This window comes from Fusobacteria bacterium ZRK30 (assembly GCA_024628785.1).
Classification (GTDB): domain Bacteria; phylum Fusobacteriota; class Fusobacteriia; order Fusobacteriales; family Fusobacteriaceae; genus Psychrilyobacter.
Genome location: CP102404.1, coordinates 19,978 through 46,294 on the forward strand (window position 1 = coordinate 19,978; position 26,317 = coordinate 46,294).

The 26,317-nt window shown below is 31.0% G+C and carries 26 protein-coding genes; 9 read left to right on the top strand and 17 right to left on the bottom strand.

What is annotated here, in order from left to right; translation table 11 throughout:
* The first annotated feature begins 3 nt into the window (after nucleotides 1-3).
* From NRK67_00085 to NRK67_00100, 4 genes are all read left to right on the top strand, one after another.
* A complete protein-coding gene (locus NRK67_00085; GenBank protein UUV17273.1) occupies nucleotides 4-399 on the top strand; it encodes a RidA family protein in 396 nt (131 codons plus the stop codon).
* 156 nt (nucleotides 400-555) lie between these two features.
* The gene (rpoN, locus tag NRK67_00090) at nucleotides 556-1,821 is read left to right on the top strand and encodes an RNA polymerase factor sigma-54 (protein ID UUV17274.1); all 1,266 of its coding nucleotides are present in this window, start codon (nucleotides 556-558) and stop codon (nucleotides 1,819-1,821) included.
* A gap of 63 nt (nucleotides 1,822-1,884) precedes the next feature.
* Nucleotides 1,885-2,901 (top strand): molybdopterin-binding protein, encoded by a 1,017-nt coding sequence (locus NRK67_00095; protein ID UUV17275.1) that lies wholly within the window; start codon nucleotides 1,885-1,887, stop codon nucleotides 2,899-2,901.
* Nucleotides 2,902-2,973: 72 nt separating this feature from the next.
* Complete coding sequence (locus tag NRK67_00100; GenBank protein ID UUV17276.1) at nucleotides 2,974-3,321, top strand: RidA family protein; 348 nt, start codon at nucleotides 2,974-2,976, stop codon at nucleotides 3,319-3,321.
* Nucleotides 3,322-3,422: 101 nt separating this feature from the next.
* Here the strand turns inward: NRK67_00100 and NRK67_00105 are convergent, their stop codons facing one another.
* From NRK67_00105 to NRK67_00150, 10 genes are all read right to left on the bottom strand, one after another.
* Nucleotides 3,423-5,189 (bottom strand): aminopeptidase P family protein, encoded by a 1,767-nt coding sequence (locus NRK67_00105; protein UUV17277.1) that lies wholly within the window; start codon nucleotides 5,187-5,189, stop codon nucleotides 3,423-3,425.
* Nucleotides 5,190-5,231: 42 nt separating this feature from the next.
* Entirely contained in the window at nucleotides 5,232-6,578 is a 1,347-nt protein-coding gene (locus tag NRK67_00110) for a peptide MFS transporter (protein ID UUV17278.1), read from the bottom strand.
* Between the two features lie 210 nt (nucleotides 6,579-6,788).
* Nucleotides 6,789-7,070, bottom strand: a complete 282-nt coding sequence (locus NRK67_00115) for a pyrimidine/purine nucleoside phosphorylase (GenBank protein ID UUV17279.1) — start codon at nucleotides 7,068-7,070, stop codon at nucleotides 6,789-6,791.
* A 19-nt stretch (nucleotides 7,071-7,089) separates the two neighbouring features.
* A complete protein-coding gene (proC, locus tag NRK67_00120) occupies nucleotides 7,090-7,893 on the bottom strand; it encodes a pyrroline-5-carboxylate reductase (GenBank protein ID UUV17280.1) in 804 nt (267 codons plus the stop codon).
* 27 nt (nucleotides 7,894-7,920) lie between these two features.
* Complete coding sequence (locus NRK67_00125) at nucleotides 7,921-10,281, bottom strand: glycyl radical protein (GenBank protein ID UUV17281.1); 2,361 nt, start codon at nucleotides 10,279-10,281, stop codon at nucleotides 7,921-7,923.
* A gap of 2 nt (nucleotides 10,282-10,283) precedes the next feature.
* On the bottom strand, nucleotides 10,284-11,183 hold the full coding sequence (locus NRK67_00130; GenBank protein UUV17282.1) for a glycyl-radical enzyme activating protein: 900 nt from the start codon (nucleotides 11,181-11,183) through the stop codon (nucleotides 10,284-10,286).
* A gap of 269 nt (nucleotides 11,184-11,452) precedes the next feature.
* Nucleotides 11,453-12,019 (bottom strand): XRE family transcriptional regulator, encoded by a 567-nt coding sequence (locus NRK67_00135; GenBank protein UUV17768.1) that lies wholly within the window; start codon nucleotides 12,017-12,019, stop codon nucleotides 11,453-11,455.
* 277 nt (nucleotides 12,020-12,296) lie between these two features.
* Complete coding sequence (locus NRK67_00140; GenBank protein UUV17283.1) at nucleotides 12,297-12,839, bottom strand: DedA family protein; 543 nt, start codon at nucleotides 12,837-12,839, stop codon at nucleotides 12,297-12,299.
* Nucleotides 12,836-14,641, bottom strand: coding sequence for a glycosyltransferase (locus NRK67_00145; GenBank protein ID UUV17284.1), 1,806 nt, complete (start codon nucleotides 14,639-14,641; stop codon nucleotides 12,836-12,838). Before NRK67_00145 ends, NRK67_00140 begins: the two co-directional genes overlap by 4 nt.
* A 113-nt stretch (nucleotides 14,642-14,754) precedes the next feature.
* Nucleotides 14,755-15,390, bottom strand: a complete 636-nt coding sequence (locus NRK67_00150; protein UUV17285.1) for an HAD-IA family hydrolase — start codon at nucleotides 15,388-15,390, stop codon at nucleotides 14,755-14,757.
* Nucleotides 15,391-15,682: 292 nt separating this feature from the next.
* Between NRK67_00150 and NRK67_00155 the strand changes: the two genes are divergently transcribed.
* Nucleotides 15,683-16,129, top strand: coding sequence for a hypothetical protein (locus tag NRK67_00155; protein ID UUV17286.1), 447 nt, complete (start codon nucleotides 15,683-15,685; stop codon nucleotides 16,127-16,129).
* Nucleotides 16,130-16,340: 211 nt separating this feature from the next.
* Here NRK67_00155 and NRK67_00160 read toward each other — a convergent pair whose 3' ends face one another.
* From NRK67_00160 to NRK67_00175, 4 genes are all read right to left on the bottom strand, one after another.
* Nucleotides 16,341-17,006: a response regulator transcription factor gene (locus NRK67_00160; protein UUV17287.1), complete on the bottom strand. Its 666-nt coding sequence runs from the start codon at nucleotides 17,004-17,006 to the stop codon at nucleotides 16,341-16,343.
* Nucleotides 16,978-18,357 carry an ATP-binding protein gene (locus NRK67_00165; GenBank protein ID UUV17288.1) on the bottom strand — a complete coding sequence of 460 codons (1,380 nt, stop codon included), beginning with the start codon at nucleotides 18,355-18,357 and terminating at the stop codon, nucleotides 16,978-16,980. Before NRK67_00165 ends, NRK67_00160 begins: the two co-directional genes overlap by 29 nt.
* Before the next feature lie 221 nt (nucleotides 18,358-18,578).
* On the bottom strand, nucleotides 18,579-18,851 hold the full coding sequence (locus NRK67_00170; GenBank protein ID UUV17289.1) for a hypothetical protein: 273 nt from the start codon (nucleotides 18,849-18,851) through the stop codon (nucleotides 18,579-18,581).
* An 83-nt stretch (nucleotides 18,852-18,934) separates the two neighbouring features.
* Nucleotides 18,935-19,726 (bottom strand): 4Fe-4S binding protein, encoded by a 792-nt coding sequence (locus NRK67_00175; GenBank protein ID UUV17290.1) that lies wholly within the window; start codon nucleotides 19,724-19,726, stop codon nucleotides 18,935-18,937.
* 411 nt (nucleotides 19,727-20,137) lie between these two features.
* Between NRK67_00175 and NRK67_00180 the strand changes: the two genes are divergently transcribed.
* Together NRK67_00180 and NRK67_00185 are read left to right on the top strand one after the other, a co-directional pair.
* Nucleotides 20,138-20,380, top strand: a complete 243-nt coding sequence (locus tag NRK67_00180; GenBank protein UUV17291.1) for a hypothetical protein — start codon at nucleotides 20,138-20,140, stop codon at nucleotides 20,378-20,380.
* Nucleotides 20,381-20,630: 250 nt separating this feature from the next.
* Complete coding sequence (locus NRK67_00185) at nucleotides 20,631-21,284, top strand: hypothetical protein (GenBank protein UUV17292.1); 654 nt, start codon at nucleotides 20,631-20,633, stop codon at nucleotides 21,282-21,284.
* 179 nt (nucleotides 21,285-21,463) lie between these two features.
* Here NRK67_00185 and NRK67_00190 read toward each other — a convergent pair whose 3' ends face one another.
* Genes NRK67_00190 through NRK67_00200 form a run of 3 tightly spaced genes read right to left on the bottom strand, consistent with a single transcriptional unit; the run spans nucleotide 21,464 to nucleotide 23,576 of the window.
* Entirely contained in the window at nucleotides 21,464-22,717 is a 1,254-nt protein-coding gene (locus tag NRK67_00190) for an MFS transporter (GenBank protein ID UUV17293.1), read from the bottom strand.
* Nucleotides 22,710-23,390, bottom strand: a complete 681-nt coding sequence (locus NRK67_00195) for a hypothetical protein (GenBank protein UUV17294.1) — start codon at nucleotides 23,388-23,390, stop codon at nucleotides 22,710-22,712. The genes NRK67_00190 and NRK67_00195 overlap by 8 nt, the downstream gene beginning before the upstream one ends.
* Nucleotides 23,391-23,432: 42 nt before the next feature.
* Nucleotides 23,433-23,576, bottom strand: a complete 144-nt coding sequence (locus NRK67_00200) for a hypothetical protein (GenBank protein UUV17295.1) — start codon at nucleotides 23,574-23,576, stop codon at nucleotides 23,433-23,435.
* A gap of 742 nt (nucleotides 23,577-24,318) precedes the next feature.
* Between NRK67_00200 and lipA the strand changes: the two genes are divergently transcribed.
* Entirely contained in the window at nucleotides 24,319-25,179 is an 861-nt protein-coding gene (lipA, locus tag NRK67_00205; protein ID UUV17296.1) for a lipoyl synthase, read from the top strand.
* Nucleotides 25,172-26,290, top strand: a complete 1,119-nt coding sequence (gene gcvT / locus NRK67_00210) for a glycine cleavage system aminomethyltransferase GcvT (GenBank protein ID UUV17297.1) — start codon at nucleotides 25,172-25,174, stop codon at nucleotides 26,288-26,290. Before lipA ends, gcvT begins: the two co-directional genes overlap by 8 nt.
* The last annotated feature ends 27 nt before the right edge of the window (nucleotides 26,291-26,317 follow it).

A 26,317-nucleotide genomic window follows, 5' to 3' on the forward strand; every position in this document is an offset into this window, starting at 1 on the left:
AAGATGAATGAACCAATTTTTACAGAAAAAGCACCTGCTGCAGTAGGACCTTACTCACAAGCTATGAAAGCAGGGAACATGTTATTCGTATCTGGTCAAATTCCATTCGTTCCATCAACTATGAAACTAGTATCTCAGGATATTAAAGAACAAACAAGGCAATCATTAGAAAATGTAAAGGCTATCCTAGAAGAAGCTGGAGCGTCATTATATGATGTAGTAAAGGTAGGAGTTTTTATTAAAGATATGAATGAATTTGCAGCAATAAATGAAGTATACAGTGAATACTTCAATAAAAATAAACCTGCAAGAGCTTGTATCGAAGTAGCTAGACTACCTTTAGATGTAAAAATAGAAATCGAAGTGACAGCATATCTTACAAAAAATTACTTAGATTAGATATAAAATTTAGGGTGTCTTATGGCACCCTATAAAATATATTCATGAAATAAAAAAGCTAAAATAATATTTTAGTTTCTTTATTTTATTAATTATTATTAATAAAATTTTACAAAAGGAACCCTTTTATTTAGAATGTAGTTGGGGGTGTGAGCTATGGAATTAATGAACAGTTTATCAATAGGTTTATCGCAAAAATTATTTCTCACTCAAAAGATGAAACTTTCTTTAAAAATTCTTCAAATGAATTCAAAAGAATTAAATGAATTTATACAAAAAGAGCAGGAAAGTAATATTCTTATAAAAATAGAAAAAAGAGAAATAGGAAGAAGAAACAGTTATAAAGATAATGAGTATGATCCCTATGGAGAAGTTACCGAAAAAGAAATATCTTTTTACGACCATCTATACTCTCAAATAGGAGAACTAAGTCTTACTCAAAGGATGAAAGAGATCTGTGAATACATAGTTGATAATGTAGATTCAAGGGGATATCTCAGCCACTGGTTGAGACACCCTTATAATCAATTTGATTTTGATAAGGGCTTAGAAATAGTAAGAGGTTTTGACCCTATAGGAGTAGCGGGAGATGATTTAAAAAGCTGCCTTTTATTACAGTTAAATGAGGATGAAATATATGAAAAAATAATTATAGAAGACTATCTAGAGGATTTAGCTTATGGAGACAAACGTAAAATAGCTAAAAGTATTGGGATAGACATAAAAAAAATGATTAAAGCAATAGAAAGAATAAAGAGCTTAAATCCGATTCCTTCTAATGGGTATTATATAGAGGAGAGAAGAGAGAAGCTTATTCCTGATGCATATGTAAAAGTAGATGGTGAAAACATAAGTATAAAGCTGAATGAACAAATTATTCCTAGAATACTCATAGAGCAATCAGAATCATCTGGCGGGAATAAAAAATATGAAAAATATATATCAAAATGTAGAAAAAGAGCAGAATTTATAATAAGCTGTATCAAGCAGCGTCAGGAAACTTTGAAAAGAGTTATTGAAGAAGTGATTATAAGGCAGAAAGAATTCTTTCTCGATGGAGAGTTAAAGCCTTTAACACTTTTAGAAGTAGCAGATTCTCTTGAAATGCACCAATCAACAGTATCAAGATCTATAAAAAACAGGTATATAGATATAGATGGAAGGATTCTGACTCTAAAGGATCTTTTTGCAAAGCAATTTAAACCCAAGAATAATAATGGTACTACTGATGAAATGACAAGAGATTATATCAAAGACATTATTTATAAAACAATAATGACAGAAGATAAAAATACCCCTTATTCAGATGAAACTTTAGTAAAATTACTTTTGAAAGAGAAAATAAAAATATCCAGAAGAACAGTTGCTAAATATAGGAAAGAAATTTCATTACCATCATCTCCAAAGCGGCGACGAAGGTAAAAAACAATAGAACAGTATAACTCATGAACAAAGTCAAATAAATAAAAATATGGGGAGAGGGTTATGAAAAAAATAAATGTTAAAGATTCAATAGGACATATCCTTTCGCATGATATTACAGAAATAATACCTGGAAAGTTTAAAGGCAGAGCTTTTAAAAAGGGAGATATCATAAGAGAGGTAGATGTTGAAAAACTTTTAAAACTGGGTAAAGAGCATATATTTATATTTGAAATGGGAGAGGATGAACTCCATGAAAATGAAGCAGCTATTATCTTAGGAGAGATTGGCCGCGGAGAAAATATCTATTTAAGCAAAGATATTAAAGAAGGAAAGATAGAATTCTATGCAAAAACTGACGGACTCCTCAAAATAAACAAGGAGAAACTTTTCGAATTGAATATGTTAGGTCAGATCTCCTTTGCTACACTCCCTGAAAATATTCCTGTAAAAAAAGGAGATAAGATAGCTGGAGCAAGGGTAATCCCCCTCATTATAAAAAAAGAAAAGATGGAGTCAGCTAAACAAATAACTCCCCATAAATTAATAGATGTAAAAGAATTTAAAAAGATGGATATTGGTATAGTAACTACAGGGAGTGAGATCTTTCATAAAAGGATAGTAGATAAGTTCGGACCTGTAGTTGAAAAAAAAGTGACTAAATATGATTGTAATGTAATCGATCAAATTGTAGTAACTGATGATAAAGAGATGATAAAGGATGCTATTAAAACCCATATAAATAATGGAGCAAATATGGTAATATGTACAGGTGGTATGTCTGTAGATCCAGATGATCTCACACCTAGTTCTATAATTGAATTGGGAGGAGAATTAGTGAGTTATGGATCCCCTGTTCTTCCAGGTTCCATGTTTCTACTTTCATATTTAGATGAAATCCCAATCATGGGTCTTCCCGGTTGTGTGATGTATTGTAAAAAAACGATATTTGATCTGGTCTTACCCAGGGTTCTAAGCGGAGAAAAATTGAATATGGAAGACATTATGAGATATGGTCATGGTGGTCTTTGTCAAGATTGCGATATATGCAGATACCCAAATTGCAGTTTTGGAAAATAAGAGATGAGTCAACAACTTTGGTCTGTACAAACAGACTTAAAGATAAAAATAAATAAAAGGCGGGAAAACAATATGAAAATTAAAAGATATGAAACTAAAAAAAGAATGAGTAGAGCAGTAGTACACAATAATACAGTATATCTATGCGGACAAGTGGCCAAAGATTCTACTAAAGGAATGAAGGAACAAACAATCACAACACTTGAAAAAATAGATGAATTATTAGCCAGCCTAGGGTCAAACAGAGATAAGATATTATCTGCTACTATCTACGTTAAGGATATGTCATTATTTCAAGATATGAATGAAATCTGGGATAACTGGGTAAATGAAGGGTTTGCTCCTGCTAGAGCATGTGTAGAAGCTAAAATGGCAAGAGAAGAATTACTTGTAGAAGTTTCAGTTGTAGCAGCAGTATAAGGTTATAAGAAGATATTTTATATCGGGAGTGTCAAAAAAAAATCTATGAATAAAATATGATTATCTAAAAACCCCCTACTAAATTTAGTAGGGGGCATTATTTATATTTGCTTAGTTTTTTCTCTTAACCAGTTTGTTTCATCTTCATTTAAATATGGAGACAGTTTAGCAAATGTAGCAGCATGGTAGGAGTTGATCCATTCTAATTCATCACTATTTAACAGGGCAGGATCGATAGAATTTATATCAATCGGGAAGAATGATATAGTCTCAAACTCATAAAAAGTCCCGTTTTCATTGGTAAAAGCTTCCTTTACTATAACTGTATTTTCAGTACGAATACCATGTCTGCCTTCTTTATATACACCAGGTTCAACAGTTAAATTCATACCTACTTCTAAAGGAAGATCGTGACTTTTTCTAACAGAAAAACCTTGCGGACCCTCGTGAATATTTAGGAAAAACCCAACCCCATGACCAGTTCCACACTTATAATCTATCCCTTCTAACCATAGGGGATATCTGGCTAACATATCTAATTTATAACCGGTAGTCCCCTTTAAGAATTTAGCCCTGCTGAGGTTAATTACACTTTTTAGTACCAGAGTAAAGTCTTTTTTCTGCTCAAGTGTGATATCTCCTAATGAAAATGTTCTGGTAATATCGGTAGTCCCATTGAGGTATTGTCCCCCTGAATCTACCAATAAAAACCCACAAGATTCCAGAGTGTATGTATTTTTTTCATTGGCTTTAAAATGCATAAGAGCTGCATGGTCTTTATGCCCTGCAATAGTATCAAAACTTATCCCTTTAAACCCGTCTATCTTTGATCTTTCATTTTTGATAATATCTTCTACATCTAATTCAGTGATAGGAGTTTTTTTGAAATTTTCTTCAATATGTTTAAACCCTTTTAGGAGAGCTATAGAATCATTTAAATAGCATTCCCTTGAATTTTGTATCTCTACCTCATTTTTAACAGCTTTTAAATGGGTAGTGATCTCTTTATTGTGGATAATTTTATTATTTTTAAGCAATGACTGGATAAAAATACTTGTTCTTTCCGGGCTGAGATAGATATTTTTATTCTCTAAATTAGATAAAATATCAGTGATCTCATCGTAGGATTTTAAAATTACATTGTTTTCTTTAAGGTATGATTTAGTTTTTTCATCTAATTTATCCTGATCTATAAATATAGTAGTCTTATCATCTTCAATAAGTGCATAGGCATAGAAAGTAGTATTGTTCAGTACATCGCTTCCTCTCAGGTTAAAAGTCCATGCAATGTCATCTAAAGAACTCAGAATATAGCTGTCAGCTCCATGGGAGTGATAGATTTCCCGAATAATATCAATCTTTTCCAATGTAGACTTACCAGCATAACAGAGGTCATGAACAAATATATTTTCCTTTGGGAAACTAGGCCTGTCATCCCAAATAGATTCCAATAGGTCATACTGGATTTTAAAGTTGTCTTCCTCGAATCCTTTTTTTAATTCATTATAGGCAGAAACAGAGATAACTTTTCCATCAAATCCAATAATACCATCTTCTTTGACAACACTTTTTAACCATTCAGGGTAGGTAGGTACTCCCTCTTCAGCCATTTTAAAAAGATCAAAGCCACTTCCTTCAAGTTCTTTTTCAGCCTGGATAAAGTATCGTCCGTCTGTCCAAAGACCAGCAGAATCAGAGGTAATAACAGCAGTCCCAGCACTCCCTGTAAAGTTACTAACCCATCTTCTGCCTTTAAAATATTCTGCTACATATTCACTCTGGTGTGCATCTGAACTGGGAATAATATAAGCATCTATTCCCTTTTGACTCATTTCATCTCTAAGTTTTAAAAGTTTATCGTTTAACATCTTTACCCCCTTAATTATTTTTAGTATTTATATCTAGATTAATTAAACTGTTACTTCTTCTGCTTCTGCTTCCTCTTCTACTAAGCTGTTTAACTTCTTGTCCAGTCCCCAAAGGATAATTCCCGCGAAGATAGCAATTGCTGCAATAACAAAATATGCCTTGGCAAAGTCAAACTTTAGCGTATATGCATATAAGTAACCATATGATTTACCTGCAAAGAATACCGCTAATACCCAGATACTCATCATCCCAGTTAATAATCTTGGTGGCGAGAACTTTGCGATAAATGAATTTCCAAGTGGAGAGAACACCATTTCACCTGTTGATAATACAACACCCATTGCAATTATCCAGGCGATAGGAGCAAGATTATTTCCTCTTGAAATGTCAGCTAGTGCAAATATTACATAAGATAGTCCCATAAGCATCATACCTAAAGAAGTCTTTTTAAACATACTAAGGTCACCTTTAGGTCTCTTTGCTAACGTTGACCATACTTTACCTAAAATTGGTCCTAATGCTATACACATAAATGCGTTTAATGAGTCAAACCAAGCTGTAGGAATTGTAAAGTTTCCAATCATCCAGTTTGCAGCTCCGTTGTCTCCACCCCAGTAATAATAAACAGGCATATATGCCAAGTACCATAATACCCAGAAGATAATTGAGAAGACCGACACTAAAACAATAGCACCAATTCTTTTCTTTTCAATTGTAGTTAAAGGAACTTTTTCTTCCTTTACTTCAACTTTTTTCTCCTCTTTATTTTCAGCGATTTTAAATGGTTTTTTACCTGTATCCCCTAAAAATCTCCATCCATATACAAAGAAGATTGCATTAACAAACATTACTATTGCAATAACTAAAAAACAGAAAGAATATCCTTTAAATCCCACAAGTAAACCGATAATAGTTGTCCCCAAAAAAGCACCAACATTAACAAATGAATACTGAGTAGAAAACGCACCGTCTAATTCCCCGGGATCATCAAAAAGTCTACCTGTTATAGCGTTTGTCTGGCACTTAAATAACCCTGTACCTAAAGACAGCAAGATAATCATCAAGTTAACCATCCCGGTACTATTAGCCTGCCATCCCACTAAGTAACCTGCTCCCATGAGTAACATACCGATAGGCACAAGGTATCTGGCTCCAAATACTTTATCTGAAAGATATCCCCCGATTATTGGCGCTAAATAAGTAAATGCTACCAAGTTGGCTGTCATCTTTGCTGCATCCCCTGGTTCAATACCTAATCCACCATCTGCTATCTTTGCAACTAAGAATACTGCGATTAACCACTTAGCTGAATAAAACGAAAATCTTTCCAATACGAAAGCCATTGAACACACGTAAAATCCAAACGGCTTTTTTCCTGCTTTTTCCATCTTTTTTACCCCCCGATTAAAAAAATTGATATTGCTTTTGTATTTATAAAAAATCAAGTTACTACCTTAAAATCAGATAGTAACTTGATTTTAAATACCATAACTATATATTACTAATCAAACTTCTAATATAACTCATAAATTATTTTACCTTTCATTCTGTGCTCCTCTCAAGTCATAGGATCTTTAGGTCTATATTATTATTCAGGATTATCTATATAGACAAAGATAAGAAATTTCATCCTCTACTTTTACTAAAAATGAACTATCTGCCTCCACTTCAAAGGTATTTCCTGCTTCTACTTCCTCCCAGTTTTCATTTCCAGGTAACTTTACCGTCATCTTGCCACAAGTTACAGTCATGTATTCCTTCTTCGAAGTTCCGAACTTATATTCGCCGGGAGCCATAACTCCTATTGTTGCTGGACCTTCACTATTTTCAAAACTAAGAGATTTTACCTTCCCATCAAAATATTCATTTGTATTAAACATTAACCTTCCCCCTTATTGTCTATTTAGACATTTTTTTTGATTTTTCTGTACAGCTTCTCATAGCTGTAATTACTGCATCTCTAAGACCTTTTTTCTCCAAAGTAGTTACTGCCTCTATCGTTGTTCCCCCTGGAGAACACACCATGTCTTTAAGCTGACCAGGATGCATTCCAGTTTCCATTACCATTTTAGCCGCTCCTAATACTGTTTGAGCTGCCATTTTATAAGCTTTATCCCTTGGCATACCATCAAGGACTGCCCCGTCAGCCATAGCTTCTATGAACATATAGACATAAGCTGGTGCAGATCCGCTTACAGAGGTAACTACATCCATAAGTTTTTCTTCCACAATCTCGGTACTTCCAAAACTTTCAAATACTCTTATTATCTCTTCTAATTCCTGTGTTCCTGTTAACTTGTTGGGAACCATAGAAGACATTCCCTCTCCCACTAGAGCAGGAGTATTAGGCATAACTCTAACCACCTTTATATTTTTTCCAAAAGCTGTTTCAGTGCTTTCTATACTCTTTCCTGCGGCTATGGTTACAATGATAACATCGTTTTTAACTGTGTCTTTTATCTGTGAAATAACTAAGTCGTATAGATTAGGTTTTACAGCAAGTACCAGTATATCGCTTCCCTTTGCTACTTCTAAATTATCGGTAGTTGTAGTAACTCCGTATTTATCAGCTACACTTTCTAAACTTTTTTTGTTAAGGTCAGATACAAGGATATTTTTCCCTTGGAATATCTCTGCATTTACTACCCCGCCAATCATTGCCTGTGACATATTCCCACAGCCTATAAAACCTATTTTTTTCATTGTTATCCTCCAATTTTTTTATTTTTTCTAAAATTCCTGTTCCGTTCTCTCTATTATCTCATCCTGAAGTGCTTTATCAAGATTCCAGAAGAAATCACTAAACCCTGCAACCCTTACAATAAGATCCTTATACTCTTCAGGATTTTCCTGAGCCTTTAAAAGTATATCCCTGCTGATTATATTAAACTGAATATGGTGGCCGTCTAACTTGAAATACGATCTCACCAGATGAGCCAGGTTGTCTATTCCCTGCTCTCCCTCTACCATGGAAGGCGTAAACTTCTGATTAAGAAGTGTTCCTCCTGTTATCAGGTGATTCATTTTAGATGCCGATTTTATAACTCCTGTAGGTCCTACCCTGTCTACTCCCTTAGATGGTGATATTCCATCTGCCAGAGGTTTATTTGCTTTTCTACCATCTGGAGTGGCTCCTATTACTGCACCAAAATATACATGACAAGTGGTAGGAAGCATGTTTATTCTGTGTTGTCCGCCGTTACAGTTAGGCCTTCCATTTACCTCATTATAGTAAGCATAAAATATCTCCTGCATGATGTCATCTGCATAATCATCATCATTCCCGTATTTAGGAGTTTTGTTGACAACCAGATGAAAGATTTCTTCATGCCCCTCAAAATTATCTTTCGCAGCTTCCAATAATTCCTTCATCGACATCCTTTCTTTATCAAAAACATTGTATTTAATGGATGTCATCATATCTGCAATATTACCTATACCTACTCCCTGGATATACGATGTGTTGTATCTTGCTCCCCCTGCATTATAGTCTTTTCCCTTCGTAATACAGTCATCTATGATTACAGACAGAAATGGTACAGGCATCCTTGTTGCATACAATCTTTCAATTATCCTGTTTCCTTTCACCTTAATATCAATAAAGTGCTTTAATTGCTTTTTATAAGCTTCAAACAGCTCTTCATAAGTAGAAAAAGTTTCCGGATTTCCTGTTTCTATTCCCAGTTTTTTCCCGCTCTGAGGATCGATTCCATTGTGAAGAGTTATTTCTAGTATCTTAGGAAGATTCATATACCCTGTAAGAATATAAGCTTCCTTACCAAAAGCTCCAGTTTCTATACACCCGCTGTTTCCACCGCATCTGGCATCCTCTATTGTTTTTCCTGCAATAAGCATCTCCTGAATTACAGCGTCTGTATTATAAAGTGCAGGCTGTCCCCACCCTTTTCTTACTACTTCTAAAGATTTTTTTAAAAAAGCCTGGGGAGTTTTTTTACTTATGTGAACATTTGAGCTTGGCTGCAATAACTTCAATTCATCCATTACCTGTAGTATGATATAACTTACTTCATTGACACCATCCGATCCGTCTGGCTGAACCCCGCCTGTATTAAGATTAGCAAAATCTGTGTATGTCCCGCTCTCTTTCAGGGTAATTCCTACTTTAGGAGGTGCCGGCTGGTTATTAAACTTTATCCATAGACACTGCAGCAGTTCCTTGGCTTTTTCAGGATCCATCGTTCCTTCATCTACTCCCTTTGTATAAAATGAGTTTAAGTGCTGGTCCAGTCTTCCTGGAGAAAATGAATCCCAAGGATTTAACTCACTGATTACACACAGGTGGATAAACCAGTACATCTGGATAGCTTCTTCAAATGTCTCTGGAGCGTGAGCAGGTACTCTGCTACATCTCTTTGAGATATCTAAAAGTTCCTCTTTTCTTGCAGGATCGCTTTCCTTCTCTGCCATCTCCCTGGCAAGTTTTGAATAACGTTCTCCTAATATCATTACCGCGTCACATGCTATGCTCATTCCCTCTAATTGATGCTTTCTGTCCAAGGCTTTTTCGTCAGTGTGGAAATCCAAAGAGTCTATGGCTTTTTGTATGTCGACTTTAAAATCTAAAAATCCCTTTGTGTATATTTTTCCGTCTGCCACTGTGTGCCCTGGTCCTCTCTGCTCCATAAATTCAGTGAAGATTCCTGCCTGATAGCAAGAGTTCCATTCATCTGTTACATTATTCAATATAGAGTGACGCATAGATCTTTTTTCCCAGTGAGGAATTATTTGTTCTCTTTGGATATCCTTTGCCTCTTCAGATACCTTAAAAGATATCTTCTCTCTCTGATTCATAACCTCAAAATCATCTATAGTATGACAGCATAGTTCTGGATAAGTAGGAGTAACTGCCGGTTTTTCCCCTCTTTCTCCTACAATTAACTCGCCTTCATTTATACACAGTTCTTTTTTACTCATTAACTCCTTTAACACTAGGGCTCTTAGTACTGGTGTGGAGACACTTCCTTCATGTTTTTTATAAACCTCATCTACTATGATTGCTCTTTCCATTGATATTCTAGGCACTGCTTCTACACTTTGCTTTCTAAGTTTTTTTATTCTCTCTGTCATCATAATTATCCCCCCACTTTTACTTTTATTCCTGCTGTTTTAAATTTTTCTGCTATTTTTTTCATCTCATTATCAGATGGTTTTTCTTCCCCTGTTAATTTGTATTCTTTGTCTAATTTTTCATATTTATCCATACCTAATTTATGATATGGAAGCAGGTTCACCTGAAGTATATTAAGTTTTGATAAAAACTTCACACAATTATCCACATGTTCACTGTCATCATTTATACCTTTTATAATTGGCATCCTCACATATATATTCTTACCCAGGCTGGATAATTTTTTTAAATTTTCTAATATCAGTTTATTGGATACCCCGGTATATTTAATATGTTTTTCATCATCAAATATCTTTAAATCATATAAAAATAGGTCTACCTTATCATGGATCTTCTCTATTTTTTCCCAGTCCGAATAACCACAGGTATCAAGAGTAGTATTAATGTTGAAGTTTTTACATCTCTTTAAAACTTCATTTAAAAATTCTCCCTGCATTAAAGGTTCTCCTCCTGAAAAAGTTACTCCTCCTCCTGATTCTTCGTAAAATGGGATATCTTTTTTTATGTGAACCATCAGTTCATTTACATGAACTTCTTTCCCTACATGTTCTTTAGCTTCGCTTATACAAAATTCAGCACACCTGCCACAAGATTTACATTTTTCCAGTTCTACAAAGGGGTTTCCATCCTTTAGCTTTATAGCTTCCTCTCTGCATATCTTTATACATCTTCCGCAATTTGTACACTTGTCTTTACAAGACATAATTTCTTCTTTTAAACTTATATTTTCTGGGTTATGACACCACCAGCACTTTAACGGACATCCTTTAAAAAATATAGTAGTCCTTATACCGGGCCCGTCATGAACTGAATATCTTTGAACATTTACAATTGTCCCTTTCATTTTTCCTCCCTTTTCAGAAGTAATAATTTTATCTGTTTTATTTTTATTTTATACCGAGAGTATATAACATTTTTTTCACTAAGTCTAGACTAATTTTTATATTTATAAACATTTTGTTTACAAATATAAACGAAGTGTTTGTTTTCAACATTATAAAAGACCTCGATATTCTATGTTTATGTTATAAATTAACAATATTTTGGTGATGCCTTTGCAGGTATAATTTCCTGGATAACAAAAAAACCTGTTTTAAAAAACAGGTTTTTTTATTATTTCTTATAGCCGTTAGGTGTTCCTACAGCTATTATTCTTGTTTTCTTACTCGTATTGTTCCCCCAGTTATGGAGAGAATCAGAACTATAGTGTGCACTGTCTCCCGGAAATAGAGTTTCTTCCCTGTCATCCATCACAAGGGTAAGAATTCCTTCTAGTACATATATGAATTCCTCTCCATCATGGGAATATCCCTTTAATCTTTCCTGTTTCTCCTTTGGCAAAATATCTATCATTCTTGGTACCATATCCTTGTCTGTAAGGTTATTACTCAAATGATAGTGGACAAACTGTGAATTAACCAGTTCATAAACTTCCTTTTCATATCCCCGCATTACTACTTTTTTTTCATTTTTTACTTCCACTTCACGGAAAAAATAAGTAAGTTCCACACCTAGTTCCACTGAAATTCTCTGAAGTACATCCACTGAGATAGTTGTAAGACCTCTTTCCAGCTGGGATAAAAATCCTGCAGACAGATCTACTGTTTCTCCCAAAGCCCTTAGTGTCATCCCCTTATTTATTCTGAGCTCTTTTATCTTTTCTCCTATATTTTCACCTATATTCTCTAACATATATACTCCTTATGGGTCTTTACTCTTTGAAAATAGTATACTCGATATATATACAAAAGTCTAACGTTAAAATGTTAATTCTAATACGGATAATCCTTCATTCTCCACAAAATAGGCCGGACCTTACTTAGATTCCCGGCATATACAGCTACACATATATAGAAGATAAATTCAAAGAAAATTCTATATATGAAAGAGAATATTGGTTGTTAGGAAGATAAAAAAATCATATTTAATTCACATAATAAGATATATTTCTCAGAACCTATAGAAATAGATTAATATATTTCCCTCCAAAATACCCTGCGACTATAAATTGTCCAATTCCAAGAATAACTCCAAAAAAATTATAGATGAAAAACTTTTTATAATCCATAGCATATACACCGGAAATAAATGGGGTAATCCATGAAACAGGCCCCATAAACCTTGCTAAAAATACACTGACAGGTCCTGTTTTCATAAAATATGTGACACCTCTATCATAATTTTTTTTATTTATAAATTTTTTGAAAAACCTATATTGAGAAAAAGTTTCGTAAAGTTTCATCCCATATTTCCTTCCGATAAAGTAGCTGATATTATCCCCTATAATTCCGCCTAAATATAATACTACTATGACTTTTCCTATATCTAATCTCCCTGTGCTGGCTAAAATACTTCCAGCCAGAAAAAATATCTCCCCAAAGAATAAAAACGAAAGACCTATAATAGTTTCAATCATGGAACCCATAAATAATATTAAGTAAGCTATACCTTGGTATCTCAGCAAAATTTCTATAAATTTATCAACTTCTGTTATATTCATAAATTTCTCACAACCTTATATTTTTTATTTCTTTTTATTTTTTTAGGTAGTACACTCTGCAATATCCATAAGCAGGTTAAGGTTAGATAACCATATTTTTCAAATCTTCTCGTAGAGGTATAAACATCTTTAGTTTTAAAGAAAAAGAACTCCCCGTATTTTTTCATATCTCTTATAAATTTTAAATCTTCTGAATAATGTAATTCCTCATCATAGTCCACTTCCCTAGAAAAATTAGTCTTTGCAATTTGGATGGAATATGAGGTATTTGAAACAGAATGACAAACATCATAAATTTTAAACCACAGCTTTGAATAAAAAGAATCACTGTCCCAGGGTAAAATCGAACAAGTTCCCACTGTAAAATCTTTATTTTCATTTTTATTTAGATAATTATTCAACTCCCTTAAGAAAGGTGGTTCAATTATACTGTCTGCATCCAAAAAGATGGTCCAATCAGATCTCTCACTGACCAGGTTCTTCCCTAAATTTTTAGCTATAGAAACTCCTGTTTCACTTTGATAAACTTTTAAGTTAGAAATATATTCTTTGCATTTCAATGCTATTTTATATGTCCTGTCACAGGATCCATTTTCAATCAAAATAATTTCAAAGTCTTCTGTAGAATAGTTCAATTTAGATAAATTTCTCATTGTATCTTCTAGAAATGCCTCCTCATTATGAGCCGGGATTACAATGGAAAAGAAATTTTTCTTTATATAGGGGTCTATACTCCTCCTTATCGTTCTTAAAGAATCAACAGTTTTCTTATTATTTATAATTTTTTTAGTCTTAACAATTTTATTGACCAGAGTATTTAAATTAATTTTTTTATTACTGTTTTCTATAACAAAATGATCATTAAGTTTATTAGAACGGGCTAAATATTCCTGTTCTTCCTGGTTGGGTGTAGGAAATAAGATTGCATTTTTTTCTAACTCTGCCAAATCCATAATAGTCGTATAGCCACTTCTAGACACAATAACTTTTGACCTATTGAAAAGTTCATTTCTCAATTTCCCTGTAACCGATGGATATATCTTAATATTAAACTCATCCATCTCCTTAATTTCATTGGAAGTCATGTCCCCTAAAATAAACACTTTTTTCCCGCCTAATAATTTTGATTCCTCTATGAGGTTTGAAATAAAACTATTTTTATTGTCCCTTAAATAACCGCTGATAATAAATAAATAATCTATATCACATTTTAAATTATCCTTTTTATATGAGGATAATATCCCGATAAATTCATGATTTAGATTTTTTAAAGATCTTGTATGGGATAATTCACCTGCGAGAGAGTCTTTTTCTTGAAAAAAATCCGGGATGAATAACTTATCAAATTTTTTGATATAACGATAATTAATCCAATCTACTAATGACTGAAGAAATGATAAATATTTTGGTAAAATCAATGAAATTTGATGGGATAATAAAAAGGATGGAATTTTCTTGGAATTAAATCCATATCGTCCATCAGAAAATATAAAATCATATTCACCCTCTATTGTTTTGACATAAGCGGCCTCTTTCTTTATAAGGAAATTAGTTTTAATAAAATCTATAATCAAATTAAAATAAACCGCTATCCCCTTTCCCCTGCCAAATTTTGGATAATCCTCCATAGAGATAAACTCAATATTATTCTCCTCAGAAAACTCTGCTTCTAAAAAATTAAGGGCATTGCCGTATGAAACTATTGTAATAAAGTTATCCTCCTTTAAATCATTGATTATAGACAAAGTTCTAGTTGCATGACCCAATCCTAAAGAACTTATGGTAAATAATATTTTTTTCATTTAATTCTCCTTTTAGTAATTATTTTTATATGAAATTATTATAGAAATGAAATATTATATAAAAATTATACATTTCTTATAAATGTCTTATAATTAAATTTTATCCATGTCATCTAAACTAAAGTTTTCGCTATTTCAATTAATTCTGACGGGGCTTTTATCAGGTAATTTGGATTATACTCCCTTAAATGAGATATTGTATTAAACCCCCATCCCACTGAAACAATGTCTACCCCTGCCTTTTTACAGGCATCTATATCCCGTGATTCATCTCCCACGTAGATAATGTCATTTAATTTTTCTGATTTCATTATTTTTTTAATAGCCCTGTCCTTACCCAAAGGATTTTTTTCTGCATAGACAAATTCAAATAAATAATCTATTTCATAGTGCTTTAAAAAAGATTTAACATTTTTTTTATTGTTTGAAGTCAAAACCCCCATCTTATAACCCATTTTATGAAGTTTATCTAAAGACAATTTTATATCATCTATAAGCTGGATTTCATCCATTCTTTTAGCCATTTTCCTCTTCAAATGAAACAACAATATTGGTAGTTTAAAAAAACTAATATTGTGCTCCTTCAATAATTTATGAAAATTGGTCCCCTTTAAAATTTCCATGTTTTTCTCCTCTATTTTTTTACATCTGAATTTAGGTGCTATTTGTTTATTATATATATCTACCCCCATCTGTAATGAATCAGCTAGTGTCCCATCAAAATCAAAAATAAATGTAGTTTTTTTCATAGTTCTCCTCCTCTAATATCTATCTTTAAAATTTTATATTTTTACGATTTATATTTATTTATGGTAATTATAAATATAGAAGGTTATAGAATAGTTAAGCATTTCTTATAAATTTCTTATAATTATTACTCCTCTTTACAGCAAAATTTTGAAATTAATTTTATTCTTACTTCTAAGAAACTTGTAAGATTTCTCCAAGAAATAGATAAGTTATCTAAAGTATTATATTAGTAGATTCAGGGAGACACAGCTTTAAAGCTCTACATCAAAAAAATAATAGGAGATGGTTTAGATGAAAAAAGAGATGAATGAGATAAAAAAACAATGGGAGATGATTAGAATGAAAAAACAATTTAAAATTGGATTAGCTAGTTTAGGAATATTATTACTATCTACAGGAGCATTAGCAAATGATGGTGATAACCATGACAAGGAAGGTAATAAAAGAATCAAGAGTTATTCAAAAATACTTGAAGTACAATATGCAGATTTAGAGATAGATTCTAAAAAATATGAACTTGACTACAAATTAAAAGATTTAGATACATTTTTATTAATGGTTGTTGAAGTAGAATCTAATTTCTTTGGTAAAGCACCTACAAATGCAGAAATTGAAAAAGCAATAGAACCTATACTAGAAGAGATAAATAAGGATATTCAAACTGATCTAAAGAAACCTTTAAGAGTCCTTGTAGAATATAAAGACACAAATATTTTAAATAAAAGATATGAAAATTAATGAAAAACTTTTATAAAAAGAGGAGTAATAATTCTTTAATTATTACTCCTCTTTTTTAATATCTTAGATTTTTTTATGTTAGCAGTAGAGTATAAAATTAAACTCTTTCAAAGTTTATATTTTAGACAGGCTGCCCAGAAAAATCTGCAAATAAAAAAATAGCTTCCTTTAGCAAAATTATTACCACAGGAAGCTACTTATTCATATTTTTTTATCTGAGACTATATCCAATCCCTCTTATAGTTTTTATCAATTTTTCATCATATTCTTTGTCTATTTTATCTCTTAAATATTTTATATATACATCCAATACATTAGGGTTAGAATAGTCCTCATCTCCCCATATTTTAGCTAGTATTTTATCTCTACTCATAGCTATTCCACTATTTATAAGAAGATATTCAAGGAGATCAAACTCTTGTTTAGAAAGATTGATTTCATTTCCATCCCTTATAACTATTCTTTTATTTGAATCTAAGGTTAAATCTTTGTATGTCAATATAAGGGTATCTTCTTTTTTAGTTTTCCTTAAATTTGCTCTTATCCGGGCAGTCAATTCTCCATAGCTAAAAGGCTTAACCACATAGTCATCTGCTCCTATATCCAAACCTATTATTTTATCTCCTATTTCTTCCTTTGCAGTGAGCATTATTATGGGTATATCGGATGTTTTTCTTATCCTTTTACAGACTTCATATCCGTCTACCTTAGGAAGCATTATATCCAAGAGTATAAGATCGTAATCTCCTTCTTCAAATTTTATCAAAGCATCAAAACCATCTCTTGCTATATCTGAACTATACCCCTCATATGAAAGTTGTAAACTTAAGACTCTTGAAAGTTTTTTATCATCTTCTACTAACAGTATTTTTTTCATTTGTTCCTCCATTTTTAGCAAATATGATTTCGAAAGTAGTGCCTTCTCCTATTTTACTCTTTACATTTACCTCACACCCATGGAGTTCGGTTAATTTTTTAACTATAGAAAGTCCTAGACCTACACTTCCGTTATCTCTATTCCTGGATTTATCTCCCCTGTAAAATCTATCAAAAATTTTATCTATCTCACCTGAATCAATTCCGTTTCCAAAATCTTTTACATAGATTACAGCCTCAGCAGGTCTTTCGTAGTATCCAAGTTCTATCCCTTTATTTTCACCATATTTTATTGCATTATCAATAAGTGCACGAAGTATTTGAATAAGAATATCCTGATCACATTTAAGAAGTGAATCTGATTCGACAGAAGTCTTTAATCCCCCGCTTTCCTCTATTGAGCCATAATCATTTTTTAATTTTTTAAAAAGATTTTTTATATCTATTGTATCTATGTTTAATTTAAAATTTTCTATGTCTTTTCTTGCCATAAAAAGAAGTTTTTCAATCATCCTGTTCATACTTTCATTTTCTTCTTCTATAGCTGTCATAGCTTCTTCTAAAAGTTCTTTATTATCTGGTCCGACCTTTCTATAAAGATCTAAATAACCCTTCATAACAGCTATAGGGGTCCGAAGTTCATGAGATATGTTTGATACAAAATCCCTCTGATCATCAAATGACTGATCTAATCTTTCAAACATTGTATTAATAAGTTTGGATAACCTTGAAATTTCATCTGGTTGATCCCCTATAGGGAGCCTTTGATCTAAATTTTCAGCAGTTATTTTCTCAGTCAGATCACTTATTCTATTTATAGGTGTAATGACTTTATTTCCAATTCTTATCCCTAAAAATATTGCTATAAAAATGCTAAGTAATTCTATTATAATAAGTACCTGCATCAGCACTTTAAAATATTCTTCATAATCCGTAATTAGCAAATATTGAAATATATAATCATTTCCATTATATTGACGTACTTCATCGAGATAAAAATATTCTTCATGATTTTTTCCTTCTAATAGGACTATCTTGTTGTATTGTTTTAAATCAAGACTTATATCTCTCGGTATTTCCCCTACCTCAATTCCATTGGGATTTAATATCCTTATATAAAAATCTCTACTGTGTGCCCTGACTTTATTTATCTCAACTTCTAATCTTTTTTTAGACATTACAACATTTTTTTCTTCAAGACCTTTAATATTTTCAAGGAAAAAATCTTTGTTTGTATAAAAAGTATCCTTTTTTATATTAATAATCATTTTACTAGATAGCTGGTATATAAGAACATTTAAAAAGAGAAGTGTCCCTACAAATACAATTACATAAGTAAAAATGATATTCATTTTTATAGTTTTAAATTTTTGAAACAATATACTCACTCCTCTTTTGACAAATTATAGTATTAATATAATACCTTATAAAAAAATGTTTGCCCAACTTTTTAATATTTTTTCATAAAAATATTCTTGTTTTTATATTTAACTATTACTCTTACAGGTTTTTTTAAATCATCTATTATATTTTTAGCTACCTTTCTGGTTATTGGTTCTACGGTACTTATTATTTAAAAATCTGTGTACCTTTCTCCTAGAAAATTTTTATCTACGTCTACTTCTAACAATAAAAAATTTCCTGGATTTTTTAAATCGTATTCAAATTCATATTTTATATCTTCTACAAGTCTATCTATATATTGTTTTTCAAGTGTATTTATGTAATTTTCCATCTGATTATTTCCATCTTCATTGGATAATTCTGTTGATAAAACTTCAACTATATCTTTTTCATTAATAGTTTTTTCTGTTTCATTATTGGCTAAAATTCCTGTGGATAACATTATTACTCCTGCAATTACTAATTTTTTTAATTGGTTTTTTATTTTAACCAGCTCCTTATATATATTTTTTAATCTTCTATAATTTAACTCAATAACTGAATAACTGAATATGTAGTTATTAGATATAATATTAATACGACTAATGAAAATAGACCTGGATTTACTTTTTTCCCCAAAAACTTTAGTTTCAGAGCATCTATTTTAGCAGGGCAGGTTTCACCGTCTACACAATTGAAACATGAAATACAATCTTTTCCACATATTTTCTTTTCTTTAGACACTTTTATATCCATTGGACAGGCCCTATCACATCTACCGCAGGATACACATTTTTTTTCATCTCTTTCTACAACTAAAATTGGTAAAAATTTATGAATTATATTATACATAGCTTTTTGCGGGCATATATATTTACAGAAAAATCTTGGGATTAGTAAGGGAATAATTATGATCATGTATTTTTTAAATTTTAAAAATTCAAGAGATATAGCATTAGATTTATATATTGCCATGTGGCTTCCCCAAAAATAATCATATCCCCCTGCTATTATCAAATAAACGAATCCTGATAAAAATACATATTTTAGCAACCTCAAAATTTTGTCCAATCTCCCTTTAGGGAAAAACTGTAAACTGGGAAAAAGATTTCTACCAATTTTTTCTATAAAATAAGATAGATTTCCAAAAGGACACAACCACCCACACCAAAAACTTCCAAATACAATAAAAAATAAAAATGTTACCATCTCTACCTCAAAATCAATTTTTACTCCAAATAAGTTTTTTGTAAACCACCCTAACCAGGGTACCAATAAAAGTACGGTCAAAAACCTTATAAAATCTCTAAGTTCCCTTATTTTTAATTTATTTTCCATATATTTCCTCCTCTTTTCGTTGCCATATAATAATAGTTATATATTAATTGTTTCTTGGACAATTCTTATAATTTTCTTATAAGTTTATAAATACGTTAAAAACGATATTACTGTGAGTGAAAAATTGAAATAAGTATCTTTACATTTAACTATTGAAGCACTACTCGTTATAAACTTAGTATTCTCATGAATCAACCTTCTGACTATTTTAGTATTGCAACTAAGAAATCTTTATTTTAGAGTTTTAAAATTTGATTCTGAAATTAATTGTAGTAATATACTAATGCTTCTTTAATAGTGAAGTAAATAAAGTAATATTAGTTTATGCTAGATGGATTTGAAGTATCCTAATTAGTTTTCTATCGTTACATTTGATTTGATGATTTAAGTGATAAAAAAGGAGGAAATAATTTGATAGTTTATAAAGGTGATTTGGTCATAGATGTAATCGATAATATGATTAAGGTGGATTTAGAAATAACCTGTGACAACGAAAAAGAAAAATTTTATATCAATAAAAATATGGATATGGTCAAAATAACTTCTAAAAATAATATATCTTATGAAGTGAGTAAAGGTATAGTTCCTTCTAGTAAAATCATTTCTGAAACAAAAAATATGTATAGATGGTCAAGAGAAAAATCTAACCTTTAATATAAAGTATTCTGGTAAAATTATAGATAATAATACTATCAATCAAGTAAAAAAGGATTGGACAGAACTAGGATGCTACCTTCCATGGTTTCCAATAAATGAAAGTATAGAGAACTCAAAATTTGAGATAGATATTACCTGTATTGGGGGAGAAAACAGTAAAATACTATACCCTCTTTCAAAGGAAAGTTTAATAGATTTTTCATATCCCGTTTTTGTCTCTAATAACCACTTGATGGAGGAGGTTGTTTTGGAAAAAACTAAAGTAATTATTTATTTTAGAGAAAAAGAGGGCAAAGAACTTAAAGATATTATAAAAAATAGTGCAGATAAAATTTTAACTCATTTTATGGAAACTTTTGGTAAGTTAGAGGAAGATGTTATCTTGACTGTCGTAATCTCTCCTAGAAAGAAAGGAGGAGGCTATTGCAGGAAAAACTTAATCGTACTCAATGAATCTAAAAATATAGATAAAACTTCCTATGAACAATATTTTGCCCACGAATTAGCTCATCTTTGGTGGACTCATGGAAAAATGAATTCGTGGGAAGACTGGCTGAATGAATCTTTTGCAGAATATTCTGTTCTTTCCTATGTAAGGTCTGAATACGGGGAAAAAGTTTTAACTGAAAAAATTAAAAATTATGAGGAAAAAATTAAAGGAACTCCTCCAATATTTAATTTAGACAGAGGTCATGAGATGAGTTATCTGGCACTTTATCCCAAAGGGGCATTGATTTTAAATGATCTATATGAATTCCTTGGAGATCCTGAATTTAATAGATTGTTAAAAAGAATAAGTATGTTGAAGATTAATAATACTTCACACCTTTTTGAAGTAATTGAAAATGAATTTTCTTCTAAAGCCAGAAAAAAATTAGAGTGGAACCTTCGAAACTTCTAAAAAAAATTAAAAAAGTCGGATAACTAATCCGACTTTTTATTGTTATTATAAATTTTCTATAAATTCTAAAAATCAATATATTTAGAAGTCAATACTTTGAATATTAAGTTTCGTATAAGATAAATAACTTTAAGATAACTACCCAGATTTGTATCGCTATCTCTTTACTTTTTATTTAATTATAAGTCTTTTCTAAAAACTAAAAACAATGATTTTTTATACCTGGAAAAATAATAAACATTTACAATCAGTCCTAAAACGCCTACTAAAGTGCCTAAAGTTATATAACCTAATTTTTCTGCTATAAAACCACCTAAAAATGACCCTAGTAACATACCCATATTACTCAAAACTAAAGAAATACTCGATAAACGTCCCCTCATATTTCCTGGGATATAGGCCATTAGTGAACTGGTTCTAATTGTTATTGTTATGATACCTAAACTTCCAGTTATTCCCCATATAACATAGATACCATACAAAGGAGATATAAAAATAAATAAAAGTAATGAATCTATTATAAAATTTATTATTACATATATTTTAAACTTATTCTCAGAACTGTATGTTACAAATATTGACTGTAAAAACCCTATAATAAATCTAGATCCTGTCATTACGATTCCTAAAATAATATATTTATCCTTTCCTAAATCAACTTTAGACTCAAAATAAGGTAACATAACAGTCATAATGGCACCCCAAGTAACAGTAGTAAAAAAGATTTTCATATAAATAACATAAATTCCTTTTTCTTCCCTTAAATATACATATCCTTCCTTTAAATTTTCTAAAAATGTAGATTTTGAATCTTTAATCAAGTTTTCTTTTACATCTATAAAGCATTCAAATATTGCCACAATCAAATAAGTTATTGAATTAAAGATCAATATTCCTGACAGTCCTATTTTATTATATACAATCAAGAAAATAGGAGCCATTAATCCTTGGGAAATTGGTCCTAAAAGAGAATCTATAGAATAAGACTTTTGAGATCTTCCAGGAGTTATAGTATCTGGTAATAATGTTGTAAAAGCTGCTGAATACACCGAATCCAATAAACTAATTAAAAAATTAAATCCCAAATATAAAGGTAAACTAAATTCTGTAAAATATATTATTACTGGCAGTAAAAAAAATAATAAACAATAACAGCAGTCTGTTCCTATTACTATTTTTTTCCTACTATATTTATCTATTATTGGTCCCAACAACGGTGTTACAACTAGTTTAGGTATATAATATGCTACATTAAACATTGCAAATAAAAACACAGATTTAGTCATATCAAAAACTGTAAAACTAATAGCCAAAGAAGCCATATAGCTTCCCATCATTGATATAAAAGATCCGATCGTTAATAATGTAAAATTTTTATTCCACACTTTATTCTGCTTAGATGCAATATCTATTTCATATGTTATTTTACTCATGCGTCTCCCTCCATTTCATTATCTCTTTCTCAAAACTTTCACTTTCTAAAAATTTGAGGGGCTCCTCAGCCCAATCAGGAAATTTTCCCCTATTAAATCCCTCTAAAACAGCAAATGTATGTGCTAATATATTATTCACTGTAGTTTCCAACATATTAATTTCCCCATATAACTCAATAAACTTTTCACCACATTTTTTTATAGAAGAAGTTACATTTAAAATATCAGAAGCTATAAGCCCTTCTCCTAACATATTATAGTCAAACATAAATGCTTCACTGTAATCTTTGGCAACTATCATATTCACAAAATAAAAATCATTGTATGTTATTGTCCTTCGAGCTTTACAAAATTTATGTAATTTATCTATTTCAGAATTTAAAATATCCCATACCTCCTTATTTTTAACATTAATTTTATCTTTAAGAAAAGTAATAGATTCTCTAGTAATTAAATCATACTCAGAATAGAGTTTTATTTTATTATCTTTTAAATATATTTCTCCTTTCCTATGGAGCTTTTGATACCACCTTGCAAGAAGAACTATAACCTTTGGATTAAACATATCTTCTTTTGTTGCAAGTCTATATCTATCCGAAAATTTTATATCTTCCATTAAAATAAATGATTCTGCAAAGCTATAAACTGGAATAGTTTGAATTCCTAATTCCATCAACACCTTATAGTTACTGATTTCCCTCTTATAAATTTCATTTTAAAACACTTTTAAAATTTTTGATGACTCTTGATCTTTAACTCTATGCACAAGAATCCCGTCTTTATTTGATATTTCTTCTAAAGTTATTTCTTTTAGATTTTTAACATTATGCTCTTCTAAAATTTTATAAATTATTTCCATTTTTACCTCCTAATTAATTTCCCCAGAGTAAAAAAATGTACAAAAAAAAGCCTATCTAGAAATATCCTAAATAGACTTCTGTTTAATTCACTTAAACTAATAGCTATTGATACAAACCTAAACTCTGGGAAAGAGTCATTTTGAATAAATAACAATAAATTTAAGCACTAAAAAATACTATAAGTAATTTATAGTTCTGCAATTATAATTATATTTACCAAACATCCTCTTTTTATTAAATTACATCTACCCCTGTTAAGTTTCCCATTAATCTTTTACCTCCTTTTAATTTATTGATATTCAGATTGTAGCATTTTATATTTTTATTGTCTAACAAATTTTTAAATCAAAAAAGTTATTAAAAAAGAGGTCTGAAATATTCAGTTAGATATGGAGAAAGGAAAACTTAGAAGATCCCAGAAGATTATTCTAAAGGAAAAAGATGAATTTTTTTACAAAAACTCCTCCACAAAACAGACTAAATTTTTAAAACTTTATTTATAAATTTATGTACATCTACCTAAAATTTCTGTGAAAATAATAATAACGATAAACTTTTTTTGGGGCTGCATCCCAATTTTTTTAAGGGTTTCAACTAAAAAGTTATATTGTGCACACTATTGTAATGTGAAAATAATATTCCTTATTGACTTTGTTAAAAAATAAGAATACAGTTGATTAAAAGACTATACTTGGAACCACAGAGTATTAAAAATTATAAAGATCAGGAGTAGTGATATTTATGAAAGACAGCAGAGTAGCAAAACCAGAATGGTTAAAAATAAACTTAGGAAGTGTTAAAGGGTTTCAAAATATAGAAAATATATTAAAGGAATTAAACTTAAAAACAGTATGTAAAGAAGCAAACTGCCCTAACAGAGCAGAATGTTACTCTAGTGGAACTGCGACCTTTTTGATAATGGGAGGGATCTGCACTAGAAAGTGTAAATTTTGTAATGTAAAAGATGGCTCACCAAAAAGCTTGGATATTGATGAACCTAAACATATCGCTGAGGCTGTGAAAAAACTTAAATTAAATTATGTAGTAATTACATCAGTAACCCGGGATGATTTGGCTGATGGCGGTGCCGGCCATTTTTCTGAAGTTATAAAGGAGATAAGAAAGATAGACAAGGATGTCAGAATTGAAATATTGATTCCTGATTTAAAAGGGAGTGAAGACTCTTTAAAAATAGTTCTAAAGGCAATGCCGGAAGTATTAAACCATAATATCGAAACAATCCCAAGGTTGTATGAACTCGTAAGACCAGAGGCCGAATACAATAGGAGTTTGGAGATCTTAAAGATGTCAAAGGCAATCGATCCAAAAATTAAAACGAAATCCGGAATAATGTTAGGACTGGGGGAAACTCGAGAAGAAGTTATTGAAGTCTTTAAAGACTTGAGGAAAAATTCTTGTGATCTATTAACTATTGGTCAATATTTGAGACCATCTGCAGAACACTACCCTATGTCTGAATATGTAACTCCTGAAGAGTTTGAATGGTACAAACAAAAAGCTGAAGAAATGGGCTTTGAAGGGGTGGCTTCTGGACCTCTTGTTAGAAGTTCTTACAAAGCTTGGCAACTATATAATGATTAAGGAGGATAAAATGGAATTGAAAAAAACATCGTTAAATGAAGTACATAAAAAACTAGGTGGTAAATTAGTAGACTTTGCAGGGTGGGAACTACCTATTCAGTTTGAGGGAATAAAAGCAGAACACCTGGCTGTCAGGGAAAGAGCCGGTCTCTTTGATGTATCTCATATGGGAGAAATTACTATTGATGGTTTAGAAGCTTTAAAATTTGTAGACTATTTAGTTGCCAATAATGCAAGTGTTATGAATGATAGTCAAGTGATGTATACATTTATGTGTAATGAAAAAGGTGGCGTTGTCGATGACTTGCTTGTCTATAAATATACCAATGAAAAGATATTATTGGTAGTAAATGCATCTAATATTGAAAAAGATTACAGATGGATAGAAGAAAAATCTAAAAATTTTGATGTTGTAACAAAAAACATATCTGATGATGTTTCACAAATTGCAATCCAAGGACCTAAAGCTCAAGAGATCCTTCAAAAGATTACAGGTATTGACTTAAATGAGATAAAATTCTTTACATTCAATTCTAAAGTTCTACTATCTGGAATAGAATGCCTGGTTTCAAGGACTGGATATACTGGAGAGGATGGATTTGAAATATATCTGGATAATGATAAAGCTGCTTTTATTGTAGAAGAACTACTAAATGTCGGCGGGGAAGACCTTTCTCCTATAGGACTAGGAGCCAGGGATACACTTAGGTTTGAAGCAGGTTTACCACTTTATGGAAATGAATTGCGGGATGATGTTACTCCTCTTGAATCAGGACTTGGTTTCTTTGTAAAGTTAGAGGCTGGAGATTTTATAGGAAAAGATATCCTCGTAGCACAAAAAAAAGAAGGATTAAAACGAAGAACTGCTGGATTTAAATTAATTGGAAAAGGGATTGCCAGAGGCGGCTATAAAGCCTTTGCCGATGGAAAAGAAATAGGAGTTGTCACAACGGGCTATCAGCTTCCTGGACAAAAAGAAAGTATTGGTATTGCTCTTATAGATATAGAATATGCTAAAATAGGCAAAAATCTTCAAATTGAAATTAGAAATAAACTTGTAGATGCAGAAGTAATCAGTAAAAAGTTTTTAGAAAAAAAATACAAAAAATAAACAAAAAATTTAGAGGAGGAATTAATC